The organism is Streptomyces sp. NBC_00322 (genome assembly GCF_036147535.1).
Classification (GTDB): Bacteria; Actinomycetota; Actinomycetes; order Streptomycetales; family Streptomycetaceae; genus Streptomyces.
The window spans coordinates 5,423,931-5,441,222 of the sequence record NZ_CP108019.1; the positions used below are offsets into that span (position 1 = coordinate 5,423,931).

Annotated in this window: 11 protein-coding genes and 3 pseudogenes; 5 read left to right on the plus strand and 9 right to left on the minus strand. The window is 69.6% G+C overall.

Annotation, left to right across the window (positions count from 1 at the left end; all coding sequences use genetic code 11):
• Positions 1-42: 42 nt before the first annotated feature.
• Complete coding sequence (locus tag OG905_RS24825) at positions 43-1,206, minus strand: winged helix-turn-helix domain-containing protein (protein WP_328677279.1); 1,164 nt, start codon at positions 1,204-1,206, stop codon at positions 43-45.
• A 121-nt stretch (positions 1,207-1,327) separates the two neighbouring features.
• A pseudogene (locus OG905_RS24830) lies at positions 1,328-1,904 on the minus strand (GNAT family N-acetyltransferase).
• Between the two features lie 240 nt (positions 1,905-2,144).
• On the opposite strand from OG905_RS24830, the gene secA reads away from it, so the two are divergent.
• Entirely contained in the window at positions 2,145-4,958 is a 2,814-nt protein-coding gene (gene secA, locus OG905_RS24835; RefSeq protein WP_328677281.1) for a preprotein translocase subunit SecA, read from the plus strand.
• A 122-nt stretch (positions 4,959-5,080) separates the two neighbouring features.
• Here secA and OG905_RS24840 read toward each other — a convergent pair whose 3' ends face one another.
• Positions 5,081-5,701, minus strand: a complete 621-nt coding sequence (locus tag OG905_RS24840) for an SgcJ/EcaC family oxidoreductase (protein ID WP_328682579.1) — start codon at positions 5,699-5,701, stop codon at positions 5,081-5,083.
• On the opposite strand from OG905_RS24840, the gene OG905_RS24845 reads away from it, so the two are divergent.
• Entirely contained in the window at positions 5,663-6,106 is a 444-nt protein-coding gene (locus OG905_RS24845; protein ID WP_328677283.1) for a MarR family winged helix-turn-helix transcriptional regulator, read from the plus strand. The two genes, OG905_RS24840 and OG905_RS24845, sit on opposite strands and share 39 nt — an antisense overlap.
• Positions 6,107-6,156: 50 nt before the next feature.
• Here the strand turns inward: OG905_RS24845 and OG905_RS24850 are convergent, their stop codons facing one another.
• Entirely contained in the window at positions 6,157-6,591 is a 435-nt protein-coding gene (locus tag OG905_RS24850) for an Rv3235 family protein (RefSeq protein ID WP_328677285.1), read from the minus strand.
• 289 nt (positions 6,592-6,880) lie between these two features.
• Between OG905_RS24850 and OG905_RS24855 the strand changes: the two genes are divergently transcribed.
• Both OG905_RS24855 and OG905_RS24860 read left to right on the plus strand, forming a co-directional pair.
• Positions 6,881-7,387: a DUF6912 family protein gene (locus OG905_RS24855; protein ID WP_328677287.1), complete on the plus strand. Its 507-nt coding sequence runs from the start codon at positions 6,881-6,883 to the stop codon at positions 7,385-7,387.
• Positions 7,388-7,442: 55 nt separating this feature from the next.
• Complete coding sequence (locus OG905_RS24860) at positions 7,443-8,108, plus strand: HAD family hydrolase (protein WP_328677289.1); 666 nt, start codon at positions 7,443-7,445, stop codon at positions 8,106-8,108.
• 98 nt (positions 8,109-8,206) lie between these two features.
• Here the strand turns inward: OG905_RS24860 and OG905_RS24865 are convergent, their stop codons facing one another.
• Positions 8,207-8,773, minus strand: coding sequence for a DJ-1/PfpI family protein (locus OG905_RS24865; RefSeq protein ID WP_328677291.1), 567 nt, complete (start codon positions 8,771-8,773; stop codon positions 8,207-8,209).
• Positions 8,774-9,222: 449 nt separating this feature from the next.
• On the opposite strand from OG905_RS24865, the gene OG905_RS24870 reads away from it, so the two are divergent.
• A complete protein-coding gene (locus OG905_RS24870) occupies positions 9,223-14,160 on the plus strand; it encodes an NAD-glutamate dehydrogenase (RefSeq protein WP_328677292.1) in 4,938 nt (1,645 codons plus the stop codon).
• A 72-nt stretch (positions 14,161-14,232) separates the two neighbouring features.
• Here the strand turns inward: OG905_RS24870 and OG905_RS24875 are convergent, their stop codons facing one another.
• The 4 genes and pseudogenes from OG905_RS24875 to OG905_RS24890 all read right to left on the minus strand — a co-directional run bounded on the left by OG905_RS24875 (position 14,233) and on the right by OG905_RS24890 (position 17,273).
• Entirely contained in the window at positions 14,233-14,658 is a 426-nt protein-coding gene (locus OG905_RS24875; RefSeq protein WP_328677294.1) for a protein kinase domain-containing protein, read from the minus strand.
• A 127-nt stretch (positions 14,659-14,785) separates the two neighbouring features.
• Positions 14,786-15,184: pseudogene (locus OG905_RS24880) on the minus strand (protein kinase domain-containing protein); the annotation flags it as partial.
• Positions 15,185-15,217: 33 nt separating this feature from the next.
• Positions 15,218-16,466, minus strand: a pseudogene (locus tag OG905_RS24885) (glycosyltransferase 87 family protein).
• Between the two features lie 36 nt (positions 16,467-16,502).
• Positions 16,503-17,273 carry an ABC transporter ATP-binding protein gene (locus OG905_RS24890; RefSeq protein ID WP_328682580.1) on the minus strand — a complete coding sequence of 257 codons (771 nt, stop codon included), beginning with the start codon at positions 17,271-17,273 and terminating at the stop codon, positions 16,503-16,505.
• Positions 17,274-17,292 lie beyond the last annotated feature (19 nt).

A 17,292-nucleotide genomic window follows, 5' to 3' on the forward strand; every position in this document is an offset into this window, starting at 1 on the left:
TGATCAGCGGCACTGGTGGCCGGTAGTGATCACCGGTGGCGCTCACAAGACAGCCTTGACCAGGTCCGCGGTCAGCTCGGCGCGGTCCACCCGTTCGATGCGTACGGAATCGCAGCCGACCCACTGAGCGGCTTCGCGCAGCGCCTGGGCCATGGGTGCCACCGCCTTCGCGCTGTGCAGCGACACCTGGCGCGCCACCAGCGTCGTGCCCTCGCGGGCCGGGTCGACGCGGCCGAGCAGCTTTCCGCCCGACAGCAGCGGCATCGCGAAGTAGCCGTACACCCGCTTCGGCTTGGGGACATACGCCTCGAGGCGGTGGGTGAAGCCGAAGATCCGCTCGGTGCGTGCCCGTTCCCAGACGAGTGAGTCGAACGGTGAGAGCAGGGTCGTGCGATGCCGGCCGCGCGGTTCGGAGGCGAGTGCCTGCGGGTCGGCCCAGGCGGGCTTGGACCAGCCCTCGACCGTGACCGGGACCAGCCCCGAGTCCGCCACCACGGCGTCGAACTGCTCGCCCTTGAGACGGTGGTAGTCCGCGATGTCCGCGCGGGTGCCGACACCGAGCGACTGACCTGCGAGCCGGACGAGCCGGCGCAGGCACTCCGTGTCGTCGAGCTCGTCGTGGAGAAGATCATCGGGGATGGCCCGCTCGGCGAGGTCGTACACCCGCTTCCAGCTGCGCCGCTCGGTGCACACCACCTCGCCGTACATCAGCGCGCGCTCGACGGCGACCTTCGACGCCGACCAGTCCCACCACTCGCCGCCGTTCTTCGCGCCGCCCAACTCCGTCGCGGTGAGCGGGCCTTCGGCGCGCAGCTGCTTGATCACCGTGTCGTAGGCGCCGTCCGGAAGGTCATGGTTCCAGTGGGGGCGGGCGCGGTAGCTGCGGCGGCGGAAGGCGAAGTGGGGCCACTCCTCGACGGGCAGAATGCAGGCGGCGTGCGACCAGTACTCGAAGCTGTGGCCCTCGGTCCAGTACGCGTCCTCGACCGTCTTGCGGCCCACCGCGCCAAGGCGGGCGTACGGAATGAGCTCGTGCGAGCGCGCCAGTACCGAGATCGTGTCCAGCTGGACGGCGCCGAGGTGACGCAGCACACCCCGCACCCCGCCGCGCCGGTCGGGCGCGCCCAGGAACCCTTGGGCGCGCAGGGCTATGCGGCGGGCTTCGTCGGCGGACAGTTCGGCGGTGGGCGGCGGCACGCTGGTCATGGTCCGCACCCTAGACGGCGGGACTGACAATCGGTCCGGGCCGCAGGTCCGGCCGCTGTACCCCGCATGCCGTCCCACCCCGCATGCCGTCCCACCCCGCATGCCGTTCACTCCGCGGGCGTCAGCCCCGGGGCGGCAGATACGGATGGGTGCTCGACAGCCCCAGGTCCGACGGGAGCAGCGCCCCCCACCCACACATCCCGGAGCGTGTCCTTGTTCAGCAGGGCCGCCCGCAGCGACCCCTCGATCATGAAGCCCGCCTTCTCGGCGACGGCCCGCGAGCCCTCGTTGCCGACCTCCGCCCGCCACTCCAGACGCGTCGCGCCCAGCCTGGTGAAGGCCCAGTGCGCCACGGCCCCCACGGTCTCCGCCATGATGCCGCGCCCCCGGTGCTCCTTGTCCGTCCAGAAACCGATCTCCCAGGTGCCCGAGAAAGTCCGCAGGCTGACCGCGACCGATGCCATCAGCGCACCGCCCGCCCGAGGCAGCACCGCGAAGGTGCACATCGTGCCGGAGCGCCAGCCCTCCGGGACCATCTGTCCGGTGAATTCGGCCGCATGCCGGCGCTCGTAGGGCGAGGGGACCGTCGTCCACCGCTGGATGTCGGGATCCTGACACGCCAGATAGACCGCGTCCGTGTCGTCGCTCGTGAAGGTGCGCAGCAGCAGGCGTTCCGTGGTGAGGGTGATGGGCTCCATGACCGGATTCTGGTCATGTCCGCGAAGGGATGCGAGCACTTTTCGTACCTCACCGGCACCTTCCGTGCGTCCCGCGCGTTCTCTTTCCGGGTGACAGCAGGCCTGGCTGACGACGGACCTCCCGACCCGGCCGGGTCCTCGCTTACGATGGCCGTTGCGGTGGGGCCCACCTGCCGTGCCCGCGCCAGTGTCCATAACAAGACCCAGTGCCAGGCCCGATCGGCAAGGAGACCAACCTCAGTGTCCGTCTTCAACAAGCTCATGCGTGCAGGCGAAGGCAAGATCCTGCGCAAACTGCACCGCATCGCGGACCAGGTCAACTCCATCGAAGAGGACTTCGTCAACCTCTCCGACGCCGAGTTGCGGGCTCTCACCGATGAGTACAAGGAGCGGTACGCCGACGGTGAGAGCTTGGACGACCTGCTCCCCGAGGCGTTCGCGACCGTCCGTGAGGCCGCCAAGCGCGTCCTCGGCCAGCGCCACTACGACGTACAGATGATGGGCGGCGCCGCGCTCCACCTCGGGTATGTCGCCGAGATGAAGACCGGTGAGGGCAAGACCCTCGTCGGCACGCTCCCCGCCTACCTCAATGCGCTCTCGGGCAAGGGCGTCCACCTGATCACGGTGAACGACTACCTGGCCGAGCGTGACTCCGAGATGATGGGCCGGGTCCACAAGTTCCTGGGCCTGAATGTCGGCTGCATCCTCGCCAACATGACGCCGGCTCAGCGTCGCGAACAGTACAACTGCGACATTACGTACGGAACGAACAATGAGTTCGGCTTCGACTACCTCCGCGACAACATGGCGTGGTCCCAGGACGAGCTCGTCCAGCGCGGCCACAACTACGCCATCGTCGACGAGGTCGACTCGATCCTCGTCGACGAGGCCCGTACTCCGCTGATCATCTCCGGCCCGGCCGACCAGGCCACCAAGTGGTACGGCGACTTCGCCAAGCTGGTCACCCGCCTGTCCAAGGGTGAGGCGGGCAACCCCCTCAAGGGCATCGAGGAGACCGGCGACTACGAGGTCGACGAGAAGAAGCGGACCGTCGCCATCCATGAACCGGGTGTCGCCAAGGTCGAGGACTGGCTGGGCATCGACAACCTCTACGAGTCGGTGAACACCCCGCTCGTCGGCTATCTGAACAACGCCATCAAGGCCAAGGAACTGTTCAAGAACGACAAGGACTACGTCGTCATCGACGGCGAAGTCATGATCGTCGACGAGCACACCGGCCGTATCCTCGCAGGCCGCCGCTACAACGAGGGCATGCACCAGGCGATCGAGGCGAAGGAAGGGGTGGACATCAAGGACGAGAACCAGACCCTCGCCACGATCACCCTGCAGAACTTCTTCCGCCTCTACGGCAAGCTCTCCGGCATGACCGGTACGGCCATGACCGAGGCCGCCGAGTTCCACCAGATCTACAAGCTGGGCGTCGTGCCGATCCCGACGAACATGCCGATGGTCCGCAAGGACCAGTCCGACCTGATCTACCGGACCGAGGTCGCCAAGTTCGCCGCGGTCGTCGACGACATCGCCGAGAAGCACGAGAAGGGCCAGCCGATCCTGGTCGGCACGACCTCGGTCGAGAAGTCCGAGTACCTCTCGCAGCAGCTCAACAAGCGCGGCATCCAGCACGAGGTCCTCAACGCCAAGCAGCACGACCGGGAGGCGACGATCGTCGCCCAGGCCGGCCGCAAGGGCGCGGTCACGGTCGCGACGAACATGGCCGGCCGTGGTACGGACATCAAGCTCGGCGGCAACCCCGACGACCTCGCCGAGGCGGAGCTGCGCCAGCGCGGCCTGGACCCGGTCGAGCACGTCGAGGAGTGGGCCGCGGCCCTGCCCGCCGCGCTGGAGCGCGCCGAAGCGGCCGTCAAGGCCGAGCACGACGAGGTGACCGACATCGGCGGGCTCTATGTGCTGGGCACCGAGCGGCACGAGTCGCGGCGTATCGACAACCAGCTGCGCGGTCGTTCCGGCCGTCAGGGAGACCCGGGCGAGTCCCGTTTCTACCTGTCCCTGGGTGACGACCTGATGCGTCTGTTCAAGGCGCAGATGGTCGAGCGCGTGATGTCGATGGCGAACGTCCCCGACGACGTCCCGATCGAGAACAAGATGGTCACGCGCGCGATCGCGTCGGCGCAGTCGCAGGTGGAGCAGCAGAACTTCGAGACGCGTAAGAACGTCCTGAAGTACGACGAGGTCCTCAACCGCCAGCGTGAGGTCATCTACGGCGAGCGCCGCCGCGTTCTGGAGGGCGAGGACCTGCACGAGCAGGTGCGCCACTTCATGGACGACACCATCGACGCGTACATCCAGGCGGAGACGGTCGAGGGCTTCGCCGAGGAGTGGGACCTGGACCGGCTGTGGGGCGCGTTCAAGCAGCTCTACCCGGTGAAGATCACCGTCGAGGAGCTGGAGGACGCGGCCGGCGACCGTGCCGGGATCACCGCCGAGTTCATCGCCGAGTCCATCAAGGACGACATCCACGAGCAGTACGAGGAGCGTGAAAATCAGCTCGGCTCGGACATCATGCGTGAGCTTGAGCGGCGCGTGGTGCTGTCCGTACTGGACCGCAAGTGGCGTGAGCACCTCTACGAGATGGACTACCTCCAGGAGGGCATCGGCCTGCGCGCGATGGCCCAGAAGGACCCGCTCGTGGAGTACCAGCGCGAGGGCTTCGACATGTTCACCGCCATGATGGAGGGCATCAAGGAGGAGTCCGTCGGCTATCTGTTCAACCTGGAGGTCCAGGTTGAACAGCAGGTCGAGGAGGTCCCGGTGCAGGATGCGGCTCCTTCGCTCGCCAAGGAGGGCGCCGTTCCGGCGGGAGCCTCCCGTCCGGAGATCCGCGCGAAGGGGCTCGACGCCCCGCAGCGGCGGGACCGGCTGCACTTCTCGGCGCCGAAGGTGGACGGCGAGGGTGGCATCGTCGAGGGCGACTTCATCAGCGACGACGGGCAGGCTCACTCTGACGGGGACGGTCTGACGCGTGCGGAGCGCCGCAAGGCGCAGAAGGGCGCCGGGCGCCGCCGTAAGAAGTAACTCTGCGCTTGCCTGTTGCGAACGGCTGGGGCCGGACACCGATTGCGGTGTCCGGCCCCAGCCGTTTCGCTCAAGGGCTCGAGTCGCCCGCCCCGGCCGTTTGGCTCAAGGCTCGCGTTCGCTCAGGGGCTCGCGGTGGCGCGGCCGCGGCCGAGGCGGCGGGCGGCGCGGGTCATGGCGCGGGACATCTTCGACGGCATCGAGTCGGGGGCGGGGACGGTGACGGGACGGACCCGGCCGTTGTGGATGGCGCTGATCCGCCAGCCGTCGCCGGTGTTCACGACGACGACGGTCTGCCGTGACAGGCGCCGCTTGGGGAGCTTGGAGCGCCAGGGCATCAGTACGGAGGCGGTGCCGTACAGGACGGCGACCCCCGGTGCGATGTGCCTGATGTCCTCGATCTCGCCGACCAGCGCGGAGCCGGTGAGGACGCCGCGGAAGAGCTGGTCGTGGTTGTCCTGGTGCTCTGCCCGCCCCACCGCGCGTGTGCCGTCGTACGACACGTAGTCGGAGTCCTCGGTGAAGCAGGCGCCGAAGGCGACCGCGTCGCCGTCGTTCCAGGCCTGCATGAAGCGCTGGAAGAGGTTCTGGATCTCGATGTCGTTCGTGGGTTTGTCCTGCGGCTTCTGTCCTTCGGCAGTGCTATTATTTCGACCAACGAAGCTTACGATAACAGAAAGATTCGAATGTCGAAAGAAGCTTTGATGAGGAATGTTGCCCAGCAGCTCCGCTCCCTGCAGCAGAGCTTCGACGCCTTCGACGAGGCAGCTGCCGCACGGCTCGGCGTGAACCGCACCGACCTGCGCTGCCTCGACCTGGTGCTGGGATCGGGGGAGCTGTCGGCCGGTGAACTGAGCACCGCGCTGAAGCTCAGCCCGGCGGCGACGACCACGGTCATCGACCGGCTCGAGCGCATCGGCCTGGTCGTCCGCAGCCGGGACGCGGCCAATCGGCGGCGGGTACTCGTCACCGCCACGGACACGGCGCGTGAGGCCGAGGCCGAGGTCTACGTACCCGTCGGCACCGCCGGGGCCGAGGCTCTGAGCCGCTATGACGAGGAGCAGCTCGCCACGATTCTGGACTTCCTCCAGACGGCCCGGCAGGTGCAGGAGGGGCAGGCGGCCCGGCTCGGCGCGGACGGCGGCTGAGCGGACCGCCTGCGGCTTCCTGCCGGTCGGGTCGGGCGGCCCCCCAGTGGCTAGTTTCCGGCGGACGTGCCGACGCGTTCTCCGCCGAGTTCCACCGCGGCACATCGCCAGCGCTGGTCCGCGCCCTGTTCCAGGCGGAAGGCCATCGCGCTGACCCGGTCGCCGGAGCCGATCCTGGCGAAGGCCTCGATCACGCCGGGGCCGGGGTGGTACTCCCCGCAGTGCCGTACGACGGGTGTGACCCGCTCCGCCGGACGCAGCGGTGCTCCCGGGGCGAGCCGCACGAGCTGTTCGTACGCCTCCCCGATGGTGTGCCCGAGCATCCAGTGCACCGGGCGCCGGCCGCTGAGCACCGCGAGCAGGCGGTCGGCGAACCAGTAGTGCGGCTTGTCCTGCCGACGTGCGCGTGCCATCGCGGTTGCCGCGACCGCGGCGGGACGGCGCTGGTCCTGCCGCCCTGCGGGCCGGGTCCTGTTCATGCTCATGCAGATCGCCCCCGATATGCCGGGCCCGGTGCGATACCGGGCGGTAACTTCGTTGGTGATCTTCTACGGGGCGGGCTGGTCGGACCGCAATGCGCGGTATCCCTTGCTGCGGCAGGCGCCACAGTTCACCTATCAGGGTGACGGGGGTCCGCCGCGGGCGGTCCTGGGCCAGTGCGAGGCAGGTCTGCGGTGGACGGCGCGTGAGGCCGGGGGCAGCAGCCCGAAGGGGGACCTCGGGCGGACCTCACACGTATCCTGAGGGCGTTTCCGACTACGAAAGCGGTCAGCCATGCGCGTCTACGTCCCCCTGACCCTCCCCGGTCTCGCAGAGGCGCACAAGGCGGGCGAGCTCGGCCCCGGGCCGCTGACCGCGTATGCCGTCACGCCGGGACTGCGCGAGTGGTATGTCTCCGACGACATCGAGGAACTGGAGTACGCCGCGCTGAACCGCGCCGCCGCCGCCTCGCTGCGACTGCTCGCCGGTGACCCGGACGCGGTCAGGCGCCGGGTCGTCGTCGCGGTCGACGTACGGGACCAGGACGCGGTCGCCGATCCCGACGGGGTGCTCGTCGTGAGCGCGCTCGGCGAGGTGCGGGTCGCCATGGCGGTTCCGCTCTCCAAGGCGGCGGCGGTGCACGTGGACGCGGACGACGCGATCGGCGACGTGGCGGCCGCGGCGGACGCGCTGGGGGCGGCGGACCAGGGCGACGACGACGCGCAGTTCACGGTGGACGGGGCGGAGGACCACGAGCTGCTCTGGTACGGGGTGCAGGAGATCCACAACCTCGTCGGCTGAGGCTGCGAAGGCGGCTCGGCGGCCGGTTGTCAGACCCGGCCGGTACCGTTTTCGTATGGGGAAGCACAGCACACATCTGGTCTGGGACTGGAACGGCACACTGCTCGACGACATCACGGCTGTCATCGGGGCGACCAACGCCGCCTTCGAGGAGATCGGCCTGGAGCCGATCACGCTCGAGAGCTACCGCGAGATGTACTGCGTGCCGATTCCCCGGTTCTACGAGCGGCTCATGGGACGGCTGCCGTCGGACGCGGAGTGGGAGGTAATGGACGAGGCCTTCCACCGGCACTACAGCCAGCACCGGATCGGGTGCGGGCTGACCGAGGGCGTCGAGGAGCTGCTCCAGGAATGGCGGCTGGCCGGGCGCAGCCAGTCGCTGCTGAGCATGTACGGGCACGAGGAGCTGGTCCCGGTCGTACGGGGCTATGGCATCGAGGGCCACTTCATACGCGTGGACGGGCGGACCGGGCCGTCCGGCGGCACGAAGGCGCTGCACATGGAGCGCCATCTCGCGGCGCTCGGCGGCGTCGCGGCGCCGGATCGCACGGTGGTGATCGGTGACGCGGTCGACGACGCGGTGGCGGCGGCGCATGTGGGGGCGCGGGCGGTGCTGTACACCGGGGGGTCGCACAGCAGGGCGAGCCTGGAGTCGGTGGGGGTGCCGGTGGTGGACAGCCTCGCGGAGGCGGTGGAGGTGGCGACACGGCTGGTGGCGTAACGGGGCGGTTCGCCTGAGGCCGGCCTGCTCCCCACCCCGCGGAACCCGAACCGGGCTCGGCCCGGACCCCGAGGGGCCGGGCCGCCCCGCCACACCCCCTATGTCACCGGTGCCTTCGCCCGAAGCACCGTGAGGAACTCCCGCATCCATGCCGAGTGGTCCGGCCATGCCCTCGACGACACCAGCGTGCCGTCGACGACCGCCTCCACGTCCTGGAAGCTTGCGCCCGCCGCCTGCATGTCCAGTTCCAGGGCGGGGTAGGCCGTGACCCGGCGGCCCTCCAGGCTGCCGATCGCCGCCGTCAGCAGCGGGCCGTGGCAGATCTGGGCCACGGGCTTGTCGGCGTCGAAGAAGGACTTCAGAATCTTGCGTAGCTCGGGATCGTTGCGCAGGTACTCCGGGGCGCGGCCGCCCGGGATCACCACCGCTGCGTACTGTCCGGGCTCGACCTCCGAGAAGGCCAGGTCCGCCGGCCAGGTGTAGCCCGGCTTTTCGGTGTAGGTGTCGAAGCCCGGCTCGAAGTCGTGCACGACGAACTGTAGTTTTTTGCGGGCGGGGGCCGCGATGTCGACCTCGTACCCCTCTTCCCGCAGCCGCTGATACGGGTAGAGGACTTCGAGGGACTCGGCCGCATCGCCGGTGACGATCAGGATCTTCGGTGTCATGGCTGCTCCCGGTGTCGGGCTGTCGACGGTGCCCCTGCCGTCGGTGCAGGGCGTCGACGGTCTGCCGTGTCGTCACCGCCAACCTGCACCGCGGGGGACTGTTTGCCAAGAGTGGCCCTGTGTCGCTGTCCAGACTGTCAAACTTCCGGCCCTGCTTTTGTACACATACGGCTCATGACGGGTCGGGGGGGCGGGGCGATAGCCTTGACCCGTGATCAGCGCTATATGCCGTGGGGGCAGCGAAGCCCCCGGCCAGCGCCCGGAGCGCCACAGCGCCCGGGCGATCGTTGATCACCCCGTTCCGGCCCCGCTGCCAACATTGGCCAATATCGGCTCGGACATCTCTCATCGCGGCATAACGTCGACTCCGACCGGACACCCCGCGTCATGGCGTTGCGTCGCTTCTTTCACCTACGTCACGCAACGGCGCGCGACAGGAGCCAGAGGACATGCAGACCAAGCTGGACGAAGCCAAGGCCGAGCTGCTCGCACGGGCGGCCCGGGTTGCTGAGAACAGCCCGGTCGGGGGGCACCTTCCGACCGGGGCCGAGCACGGAAAGGGCCCTGACCAGGACACCGTGCTCCGGTACCTCCAGCGCTACTACCTGCACACCGCTCCGGAGGACCTGACCGACCGGGACCCGGTCGATGTCTTCGGCGCGGCACTTTCCCACTTCCGGCTCGCCGAGAACCGTCCGCAGGGGACGGCCAATGTGCGGGTCCACACCCCGACCGTCGAGGAGAACGGCTGGACCTGCAGCCACTCCGTGGTCGAGGTGGTCACCGACGACATGCCCTTCCTCGTCGACTCGGTCACCAACGAACTCTCCCGCCAGGGCCGCGGCATCCATGTCGTGATCCACCCGCAGGTCACGGTCCGCCGCGACCTCACCGGCAAGCTGATCGAGGTTCTGCCCCTCGAGGCGAACGGCAAGGACCTGCCGCACGACGCGGTCCTCGAATCCTGGATCCATGTCGAGATCGACCGCGAGACCGACCGGTCCGACCTCAAGCAGATCACCGCCGATCTGCTGCGGGTCCTCTCGGACGTCCGCGAGGCCGTCGAGGACTGGGAGAAGATGCGCGACGCCGCGCTGCGCATCGCCGAAGAGCTGCCCAGCGAGCCGACCGCCGACGATCTGCGTGACCAGGAGGTCGAGGAGGCGCGTGAACTGCTGCGCTGGCTCTCCGCCGACCACTTCACCTTCCTCGGCTACCGGGAGTACGAGCTCACCGAGACCGACGCCCTGGCCGCCGTGCCCGGCACCGGCCTCGGCATTCTGCGCTCCGACCCCCAGCACAGCACCGACGAGGCGCACCCCGTCAGCCCCTCCTTCAGCCGGCTGCCCGCCGACGCCCGTGCCAAGGCCCGCGAGCACAAGCTGCTCGTGCTGACGAAGGCCAACAGCCGCTCGACCGTGCACCGGCCCTCCTACCTCGACTACATCGGGGTGAAGAGGTTCGACGCCAACGGCAATGTCATCGGTGAGCGCCGCTTCCTCGGCCTGTTCTCCTCGGCCGCGTACACCGAGTCCGTGCGCCGCGTCCCGGTCATCCGCCGCAAGGTCCAGGAGGTCCTCGAAGGCGCGGGCTTCGCGCCCAACAGCCACGACGGCCGCGACCTGCTGCAGATCCTGGAGACCTACCCGCGCGACGAGCTGTTCCAGACGCCGGTCGACCAGCTGCGTTCCATCGTCACGTCCGTCCTCTACCTCCAGGAGCGCCGCAGGCTGCGGCTGTACCTGCGCCAGGACGAGTACGGCCGCTACTACTCCGCCCTCGTCTACCTGCCGCGCGACCGCTTCACCACCGACGTACGGCTGCGCCTGACCGACATCCTGCTGGAGGAGCTGAACGGCCGCGCGCCGGTCGACTTCACCGCCCTGCACACCGAATCGGTGCTGTCCCGGCTGCACTTCGTCATCCGTGTCCAGCCCGGCACCGATCTCCCCGACCTCACCGACGCCGACAAGGACCGCATCGAGTCCCGGCTCGTCGAGGCCGCCCGCTCCTGGGCCGACGGCTTCGCCGAGGCGCTCAACGCCGAGTGCGGCGAGGAGCGCGCAGCCGAGCTGCTGCGCCGCTACGGCCACGCCTTCCCCGAGGGCTACAAGGCCGACCACTCGCCGCGCGCCGCCGTCGCCGACCTGGTCCACGTCGAGCAACTGGCCCACTCCGAAAAGGACTTCGCGCTCTCCCTCTACGAGCCGGTCGGCGCGGGCCCCGGCGAGCGCCGCTTCAAGATCTACCGCACGGGTGACCAGGTCTCGCTCTCCGCCGTTCTGCCGGTCCTCAACCGGCTCGGCGTCGAAGTCGTCGACGAGCGTCCCTACGAACTGCGCTGCTCGGACCGTACGACCGCGTGGATCTACGACTTCGGTCTGCGCATGCCGCTGGCCACCGGCAACGGCGACTACCTGGCCGACGATGCCCGCGAACGCTTCCAGGAGGCCTTCTCGGCCGTCTGGACCGGCGAGGCGGAGAACGACGGCTTCAACTCCCTCGTGCTGCGCGCCGGTCTGAACTGGCGGCAGGCGATGGTGCTGCGCGCGTACGCCAAGTACCTGCGCCAGGCCGGTGCGACCTTCAGCCAGGACTACATGGAGGACACCCTCCGTACCAACGTCCACACCACCCGGCTGCTGGTCTCCCTCTTCGAGGCCCGGATGTCCCCCGAGCGCCAGCGCGGCAGCACTGAGCTGACCGACGCCCTGCTGGAGGAGCTCGACGGGGCGCTCGACCAGGTCGCGAGCCTGGACGAGGACCGCATCCTGCGGTCGTTCCTCACCCTCATCAAGGCGACGCTGCGCACGAACTTCTTCCAGGAGGCGGCGGGCGCCAAGCACCACAGCTATGTGTCGATGAAGTTCGACCCGCAGGCCATCCCGGATCTGCCGGCGCCCCGCCCGGCGTACGAGATCTGGGTCTACTCCCCGCGCGTCGAGGGTGTGCACCTGCGCTTCGGCAAGGTCGCGCGCGGCGGTCTGCGCTGGTCCGACCGGCGTGAGGACTTCCGTACGGAGATCCTGGGCCTGGTCAAGGCGCAGATGGTCAAGAACACCGTGATCGTGCCGGTCGGCGCCAAGGGCGGCTTCGTCGCCAAGCAGCTGCCCGACCCGTCGGTGGACCGGGACGCGTGGCTTGCCGAGGGCATCGCCAGCTACAAGGTGTTCATCTCGGCACTGCTCGACATCACGGACAACATGGTGGCCGGCGAGGTCGTGCCGCCCGCCGATGTCGTACGCCACGACGAGGACGACACCTACCTCGTCGTCGCCGCCGACAAGGGCACCGCGACCTTCTCCGACATCGCCAACGAGGTCGCGGTCGCGTACAACTTCTGGCTCGGCGACGCCTTCGCATCGGGCGGCTCCGCCGGATACGACCACAAGGCCATGGGCATCACCGCCCGCGGCGCCTGGGAGTCCGTCAAGCGGCACTTCCGCGAGCTCGGCCACGACACCCAGACCCAGGACTTCACGGTCGTCGGTGTCGGCGACATGTCCGGTGACGTGTTCGGCAACGGCATGCTGCTCTCCGAGCACATCCGCCTCGTCGCGGCCTTCGACCACCGGCACATCTTCATCGACCCGAACCCGGACGCGGCCACCTCGTACGCCGAGCGCCGCCGGCTCTTCGAGCTGCCCCGCTCCTCCTGGGCCGACTACAACAAGGAGCTGCTGTCGGCCGGCGGCGGCATCCACCCGCGCGCGGCCAAGTCGATCCCGGTCAACGCGCACATGCGCGCTGCCCTCGGCATCGAGACGGGCATCTCCAAGATGACGCCCGCCGAGCTGATGAAGGCGATCCTCAAGGCCCCGGTGGACCTCTTGTGGAACGGCGGCATCGGTACGTACGTCAAGGCCTCCTCCGAGTCCAACGCGGACGTCGGCGACAAGGCCAACGACGCGATCCGCGTCAACGGCGAAGACCTGCGGGTCAAGGCCGTCGGCGAGGGCGGCAACCTGGGTCTGACCCAGCTGGGCCGGATCGAGTTCGACCGCAGCGGCGGCAAGATCAACACCGACGCCATCGACAACAGCGCGGGCGTGGACACCTCCGACCACGAGGTGAACATCAAGATCCTGCTCAACGGCCTTGTGACGGACGGCGACATGACCGTCAAGCAGCGCAACAAGCTGCTCGCCGAGATGACCGACGAGGTCGGCGCGCTCGTCCTGCGCAACAACTACGCGCAGAACGTCGCCCTCGGCAACGCCGTCGCCCAGTCGCCCTCCCTGCTCCACGCCCACCAGCGCTTCATGCGGCGCCTCGGCCGGGACGGGCACCTGGACAGGGCCCTGGAGTTCCTGCCGAACGACCGGCAGATCCGTGAGCTGCTCAACTCCGGCAAGGGGCTCAGCCAGCCCGAGCTGGCCGTGCTGCTCGCCTACACCAAGATCACGGTGGCGGACGAGCTGATCGGGACCGCGCTGCCGGACGATCCGTATCTGCGCCGGCTGCTGCACGCGTACTTCCCGCAGGCCCTGCGCGACAGGTTCCCCGACGCGATCGACGGGCACGCGCTGTGCCGGGAGATCGTCACGACGGTGCTGGTCAACGACACGGTGAACACCGGTGGTTCGACCTTCCTGCACCGGCTGCGCGAAGAGACGGGCGCGTCGATCGAGGAGGTCGTGCGGGCGCAGACCGCGGCCCGCGAGATCTTCGGGCTCAACGCCGTGTGGGACGCGGTCGAAGCCCTGGACAACAAGGTCCCGGCCGCCGTCCAGACCCGCATCCGGCTGCACTCGCGCCGCCTCGTCGAGCGCGGCACGCGCTGGCTGCTCGGCAACCGGCCGCAGCCGCTGGAGCTCGCCGACACCATCGGCTTCTTCGCCGAGCGCGTGGAGCAGGTCTGGGCCGAGCTGGCGAAGATGCTGCGCGGCGCGGACCTGGAGTGGTACCAGAGCATCCTCGAAGAGCTCACCGACGAGGGCGTCCCCGAGGAGCTCGCGCTGCGGGTCGCCGGGTTCTCCTCCGCCTTCCCGACGCTCGACATCGTCGCGATCGCGGACCGCACCAAGAAGGAGCCGATGGCGGTCGCCGAGGTGTACTACGACCTCGCGGACCGGCTGCGGATCACCCAGCTGATGGACCGGATCATAGAGCTGCCGCGGGCCGACCGCTGGCAGTCGATGGCCCGCGCATCCATCCGCGAGGACCTGTACGCGGCGCATGCCGCTCTGACGGCGGACGTGCTCACCGTCGGCAACGGCACCTCGACGCCGGAAGAGCGGTTCAAGGCGTGGGAGCTGAAGAACGCGGCGATCCTGAGCCGGGCGCGTACGACGCTGGAGGAGATCCAGGGCTCGGACACGTTCGACCTGGCGAATCTGTCGGTCGCGATGCGGACGATGCGGCAGCTGCTGCGGACGCACAGCTGATACGGCTGTAAGTGGGCGCCCGGCACCGAATCGGTGCCGGGCGCCTTCGTCTTCAGGTGGTCCGGTCCCTCTTCAGGTGGTTCGGCGGATCCGGCTCAGCCAGCCCGCGGATCTCGGGTCCTGCGCGGCCCGGTCGACGCCCGCCACCGCCGTCGCCAGCGGCTTGGGAAGCCAGCCGCGGAAGTCCCGTACGTCGCGTCCCGCCGCCCGCCCGCACAGCGCGGCCACCTCGGCCGCGCTCGGCCGGTCCTCGGGCCGGGGGGCGAGGCAGGCCGTCAGCACCTCGCGCAGCGCCGGCGGGTGTGCGCCGAGATCCGGGGGCTCGCGGTCGGTGCCCGCGATCCGGGTGGCGACCACCAGACCGCCGCCCTCTCCGTACGGATGGCTCCCGGAGGCGGCCTCCGCGGCGAGCAGCCCGAGCGTGAATACGTCCGACGCGGGCGTGAGTTGCTTGCCGAGCGCATGCTCGGGCGACATGTACTTGGGCGTGCCCACCATCCGTCCGACGGTGGTCAGCGACGCCGTCCCGACGGCGCGCGCGATGCCGAAGTCGAGCAGTGGGCCCCTCGGCGGTGAGCAGCAGATTTCCGGGTTTGACGTCGCGGTGTATGACTCCGGCGGTGTGAACGGCCGCGAGCGCGAGTGCCGCGGCGGCGGTCAGCCGGAGCACGCACGCGAGCGGCAATGGCCCGTGCGAGGCCAGCGCCTCGTCGAGCGGCAGCCCCGGTACGTAACGGGTGGCGAGCCAGGGCCGCGGTCCTTGCGCGTCATGGTCGACGACCGGCACGACATGGTGGCCGTGGACCCTTCGCGCCGCCTCGACCTCGCGGGCGAAGCGCTGCCGGAAGCTCTCGCTCTGCGCGTGCTCGCGGCGGATCAGCTTGAGTGCGAGGGGCCGCCCTTCGGCGGTGCGGGTGAGGTAGACGGTGCCCATGCCGCCCTCGCCGATCCGTGCTTCGAGCACATACCCGGCGATCTCCTTCGGATCGTCGGCGCGCAGCGGTTCATGGCCCCCGTTCCGCATCCCAACCCCCCTGCCGATCAGCGAGACGGGAGCCTATCGCGCGGCCGTGGCGGCCCACAGCCGACGGCAGGACAGCAGGGCGGCGACGAGCAGCAGCCCGTTGCGTACGACCATGACGAGCAGGCCGGCCGGGGTGCCCGCCGGCACGTCGTCGTACAGCACGGGGTGGGCGAGCGCGCTCGCTGCGGCGGCGGGCAGCATCAGGAGCGCGACCGGGCGCTGGGTGGTGTGCCGCGAGGTCAGGCAGACCGCGGCCAGACCCAGCAGCCCGATCAGGTACTGCGGGCCGATGACCCGGCTCGTGACCGTGAAGAGCAGTACGGCGGCGAACGCGGCGTCGAACGGCGTGGCGGGTGTCCAGCGCCACGACCTGGCCCGCCACAGCAGCAGCCAGCACACCGCCGCGACGCTCAGGAGCAGACTGAGCCGCGCGATGCTCGGCACGTACGGGCCGACGAGTTCGAAGGCGCCGTACTGATAGCGGACCGTGCCCGACCAGCCCGTCTTCCGCGCGAGCTGGAGCGCTGTCCCGCCGAGGGACTCGATCTGGACACCCCTGGCGCCCTGTTGCCGCAGCAAGTCCGGGGTGTGGGTGAAGCCGAGCGTGAAAGACGGCGAGCAGCGCGGTGACGGTGGCGGCGGCGGCGGAGAGCCAGGCCGCGCGAGTTGCACGGCCCGCGGGCGTGCCCAGGACAGTGAGCAGCGGCCACACCTTGATCATCGCGCCCAGCCCGGCGAGCCCGCCCGCGATGCGTGGGCGCCTGCGCACGGCCAGCAGGGCGAGTACGGCGACGGCGGTGACCTGCACGTCGCAGCGCGCGTACGGGAGGTGCAGCAGGAGCGGCAGTCCGCACACCCACAGCCAGGCGCCGGGCAGACCGGCCCGGGAGAGCGCGAGCGTGATGACCGCGTCGGCGGCGAGGGCGAGGGCGACGAAGGCCTGGAAGTAGGTCAGAAAGGGCAGCGCGCCGGGGGCGAGGATGACGAGGGCGGCGCCTGGCGGGTACTGCCAGGTGGCGTCGTCCAGGGGGAACGCACCCTGGCGAAGCTGCTCGTACCAGCGCCGGTAGAGGATGTGCACCTCGCCCGCCAGACCGCTGTCGCCGACCTCGTCGACGAGGAGCAGCCCGAGCATGCCGACGCGGGTGGCCGCCCAGAGGCCGGCGAGCGCGGCGGCGCGCCTGCGGCGGACACGGGAGCGGGAGGTGCCGAGGTGGGTGATCCCCGGCACCGGTGAGTGGCCGAATGAGGACAGGGGCGGGCCGATCCGATGGGTCGTCATCGACCGGCAGTTTAGGGCGTATTGGGCAATTTACGGCTATTTGGTGTTGTTGTACTTCTCGTACGCGGCGACGACTTCCGCCGCCGGGCCGTCCATGAGCATCCGTCCCGACTCCAGCCAGATCGCCCGGTCACAGGTCTGGGTGATCGCCCCGTTGCTGTGGCTCACCAGAAAGACCGTGCCGGCCTGCTCGCGCAGCTCGGTGATGCGCTCCTGGCTGCGGAGCTGGAACTTCGCGTCGCCGGTGGACAGGGCTTCGTCGATCAGCAGCACGTCATGGCTCTTGGCTGCGGCGATCGAGAAGCGGAGCCGGGCGCCCATGCCGGAGGAGTACGTCCGCATGGGGAGCGAGATGAAGTCGCCCTTCTCGTTGATCCCCGAGAAGTCCACGATCTGCTCGTACCGCTCCTGGATCTGCTCGCGGGTCATGCCCATCGCCAGTCCGCCGAGGATGACGTTGCGCTCGCCGGTCAGATCGCCCATCAGCGCGGCGTTCACGCCGAGGAGGGAGGGCTGGCCCTGGGTGAAGACCCTGCCCTCGGTGGCCGGCAGCAGGCCCGCGATCGCCTTCAACAGCGTCGACTTGCCGGAGCCGTTGGAGCCGATCAGGCCGACGGCCTCGCCCTTGTACGCCGCGAAGCTGACGCCCTTCACGGCATGCACCTCGCGGACGCCCGCGGATTTCTTGCGGGTGACGATCCGGCTGAGGGCGGAGGTGGCGCTGCCTTTGCCGCCGCGGGCGCCATGGACCGTGTACTTGATGTGGACGTTGTCGACGACGACGGTCGGGACGCGTTCGTCGGCCATCCGCATGTCCTCGGGTGCG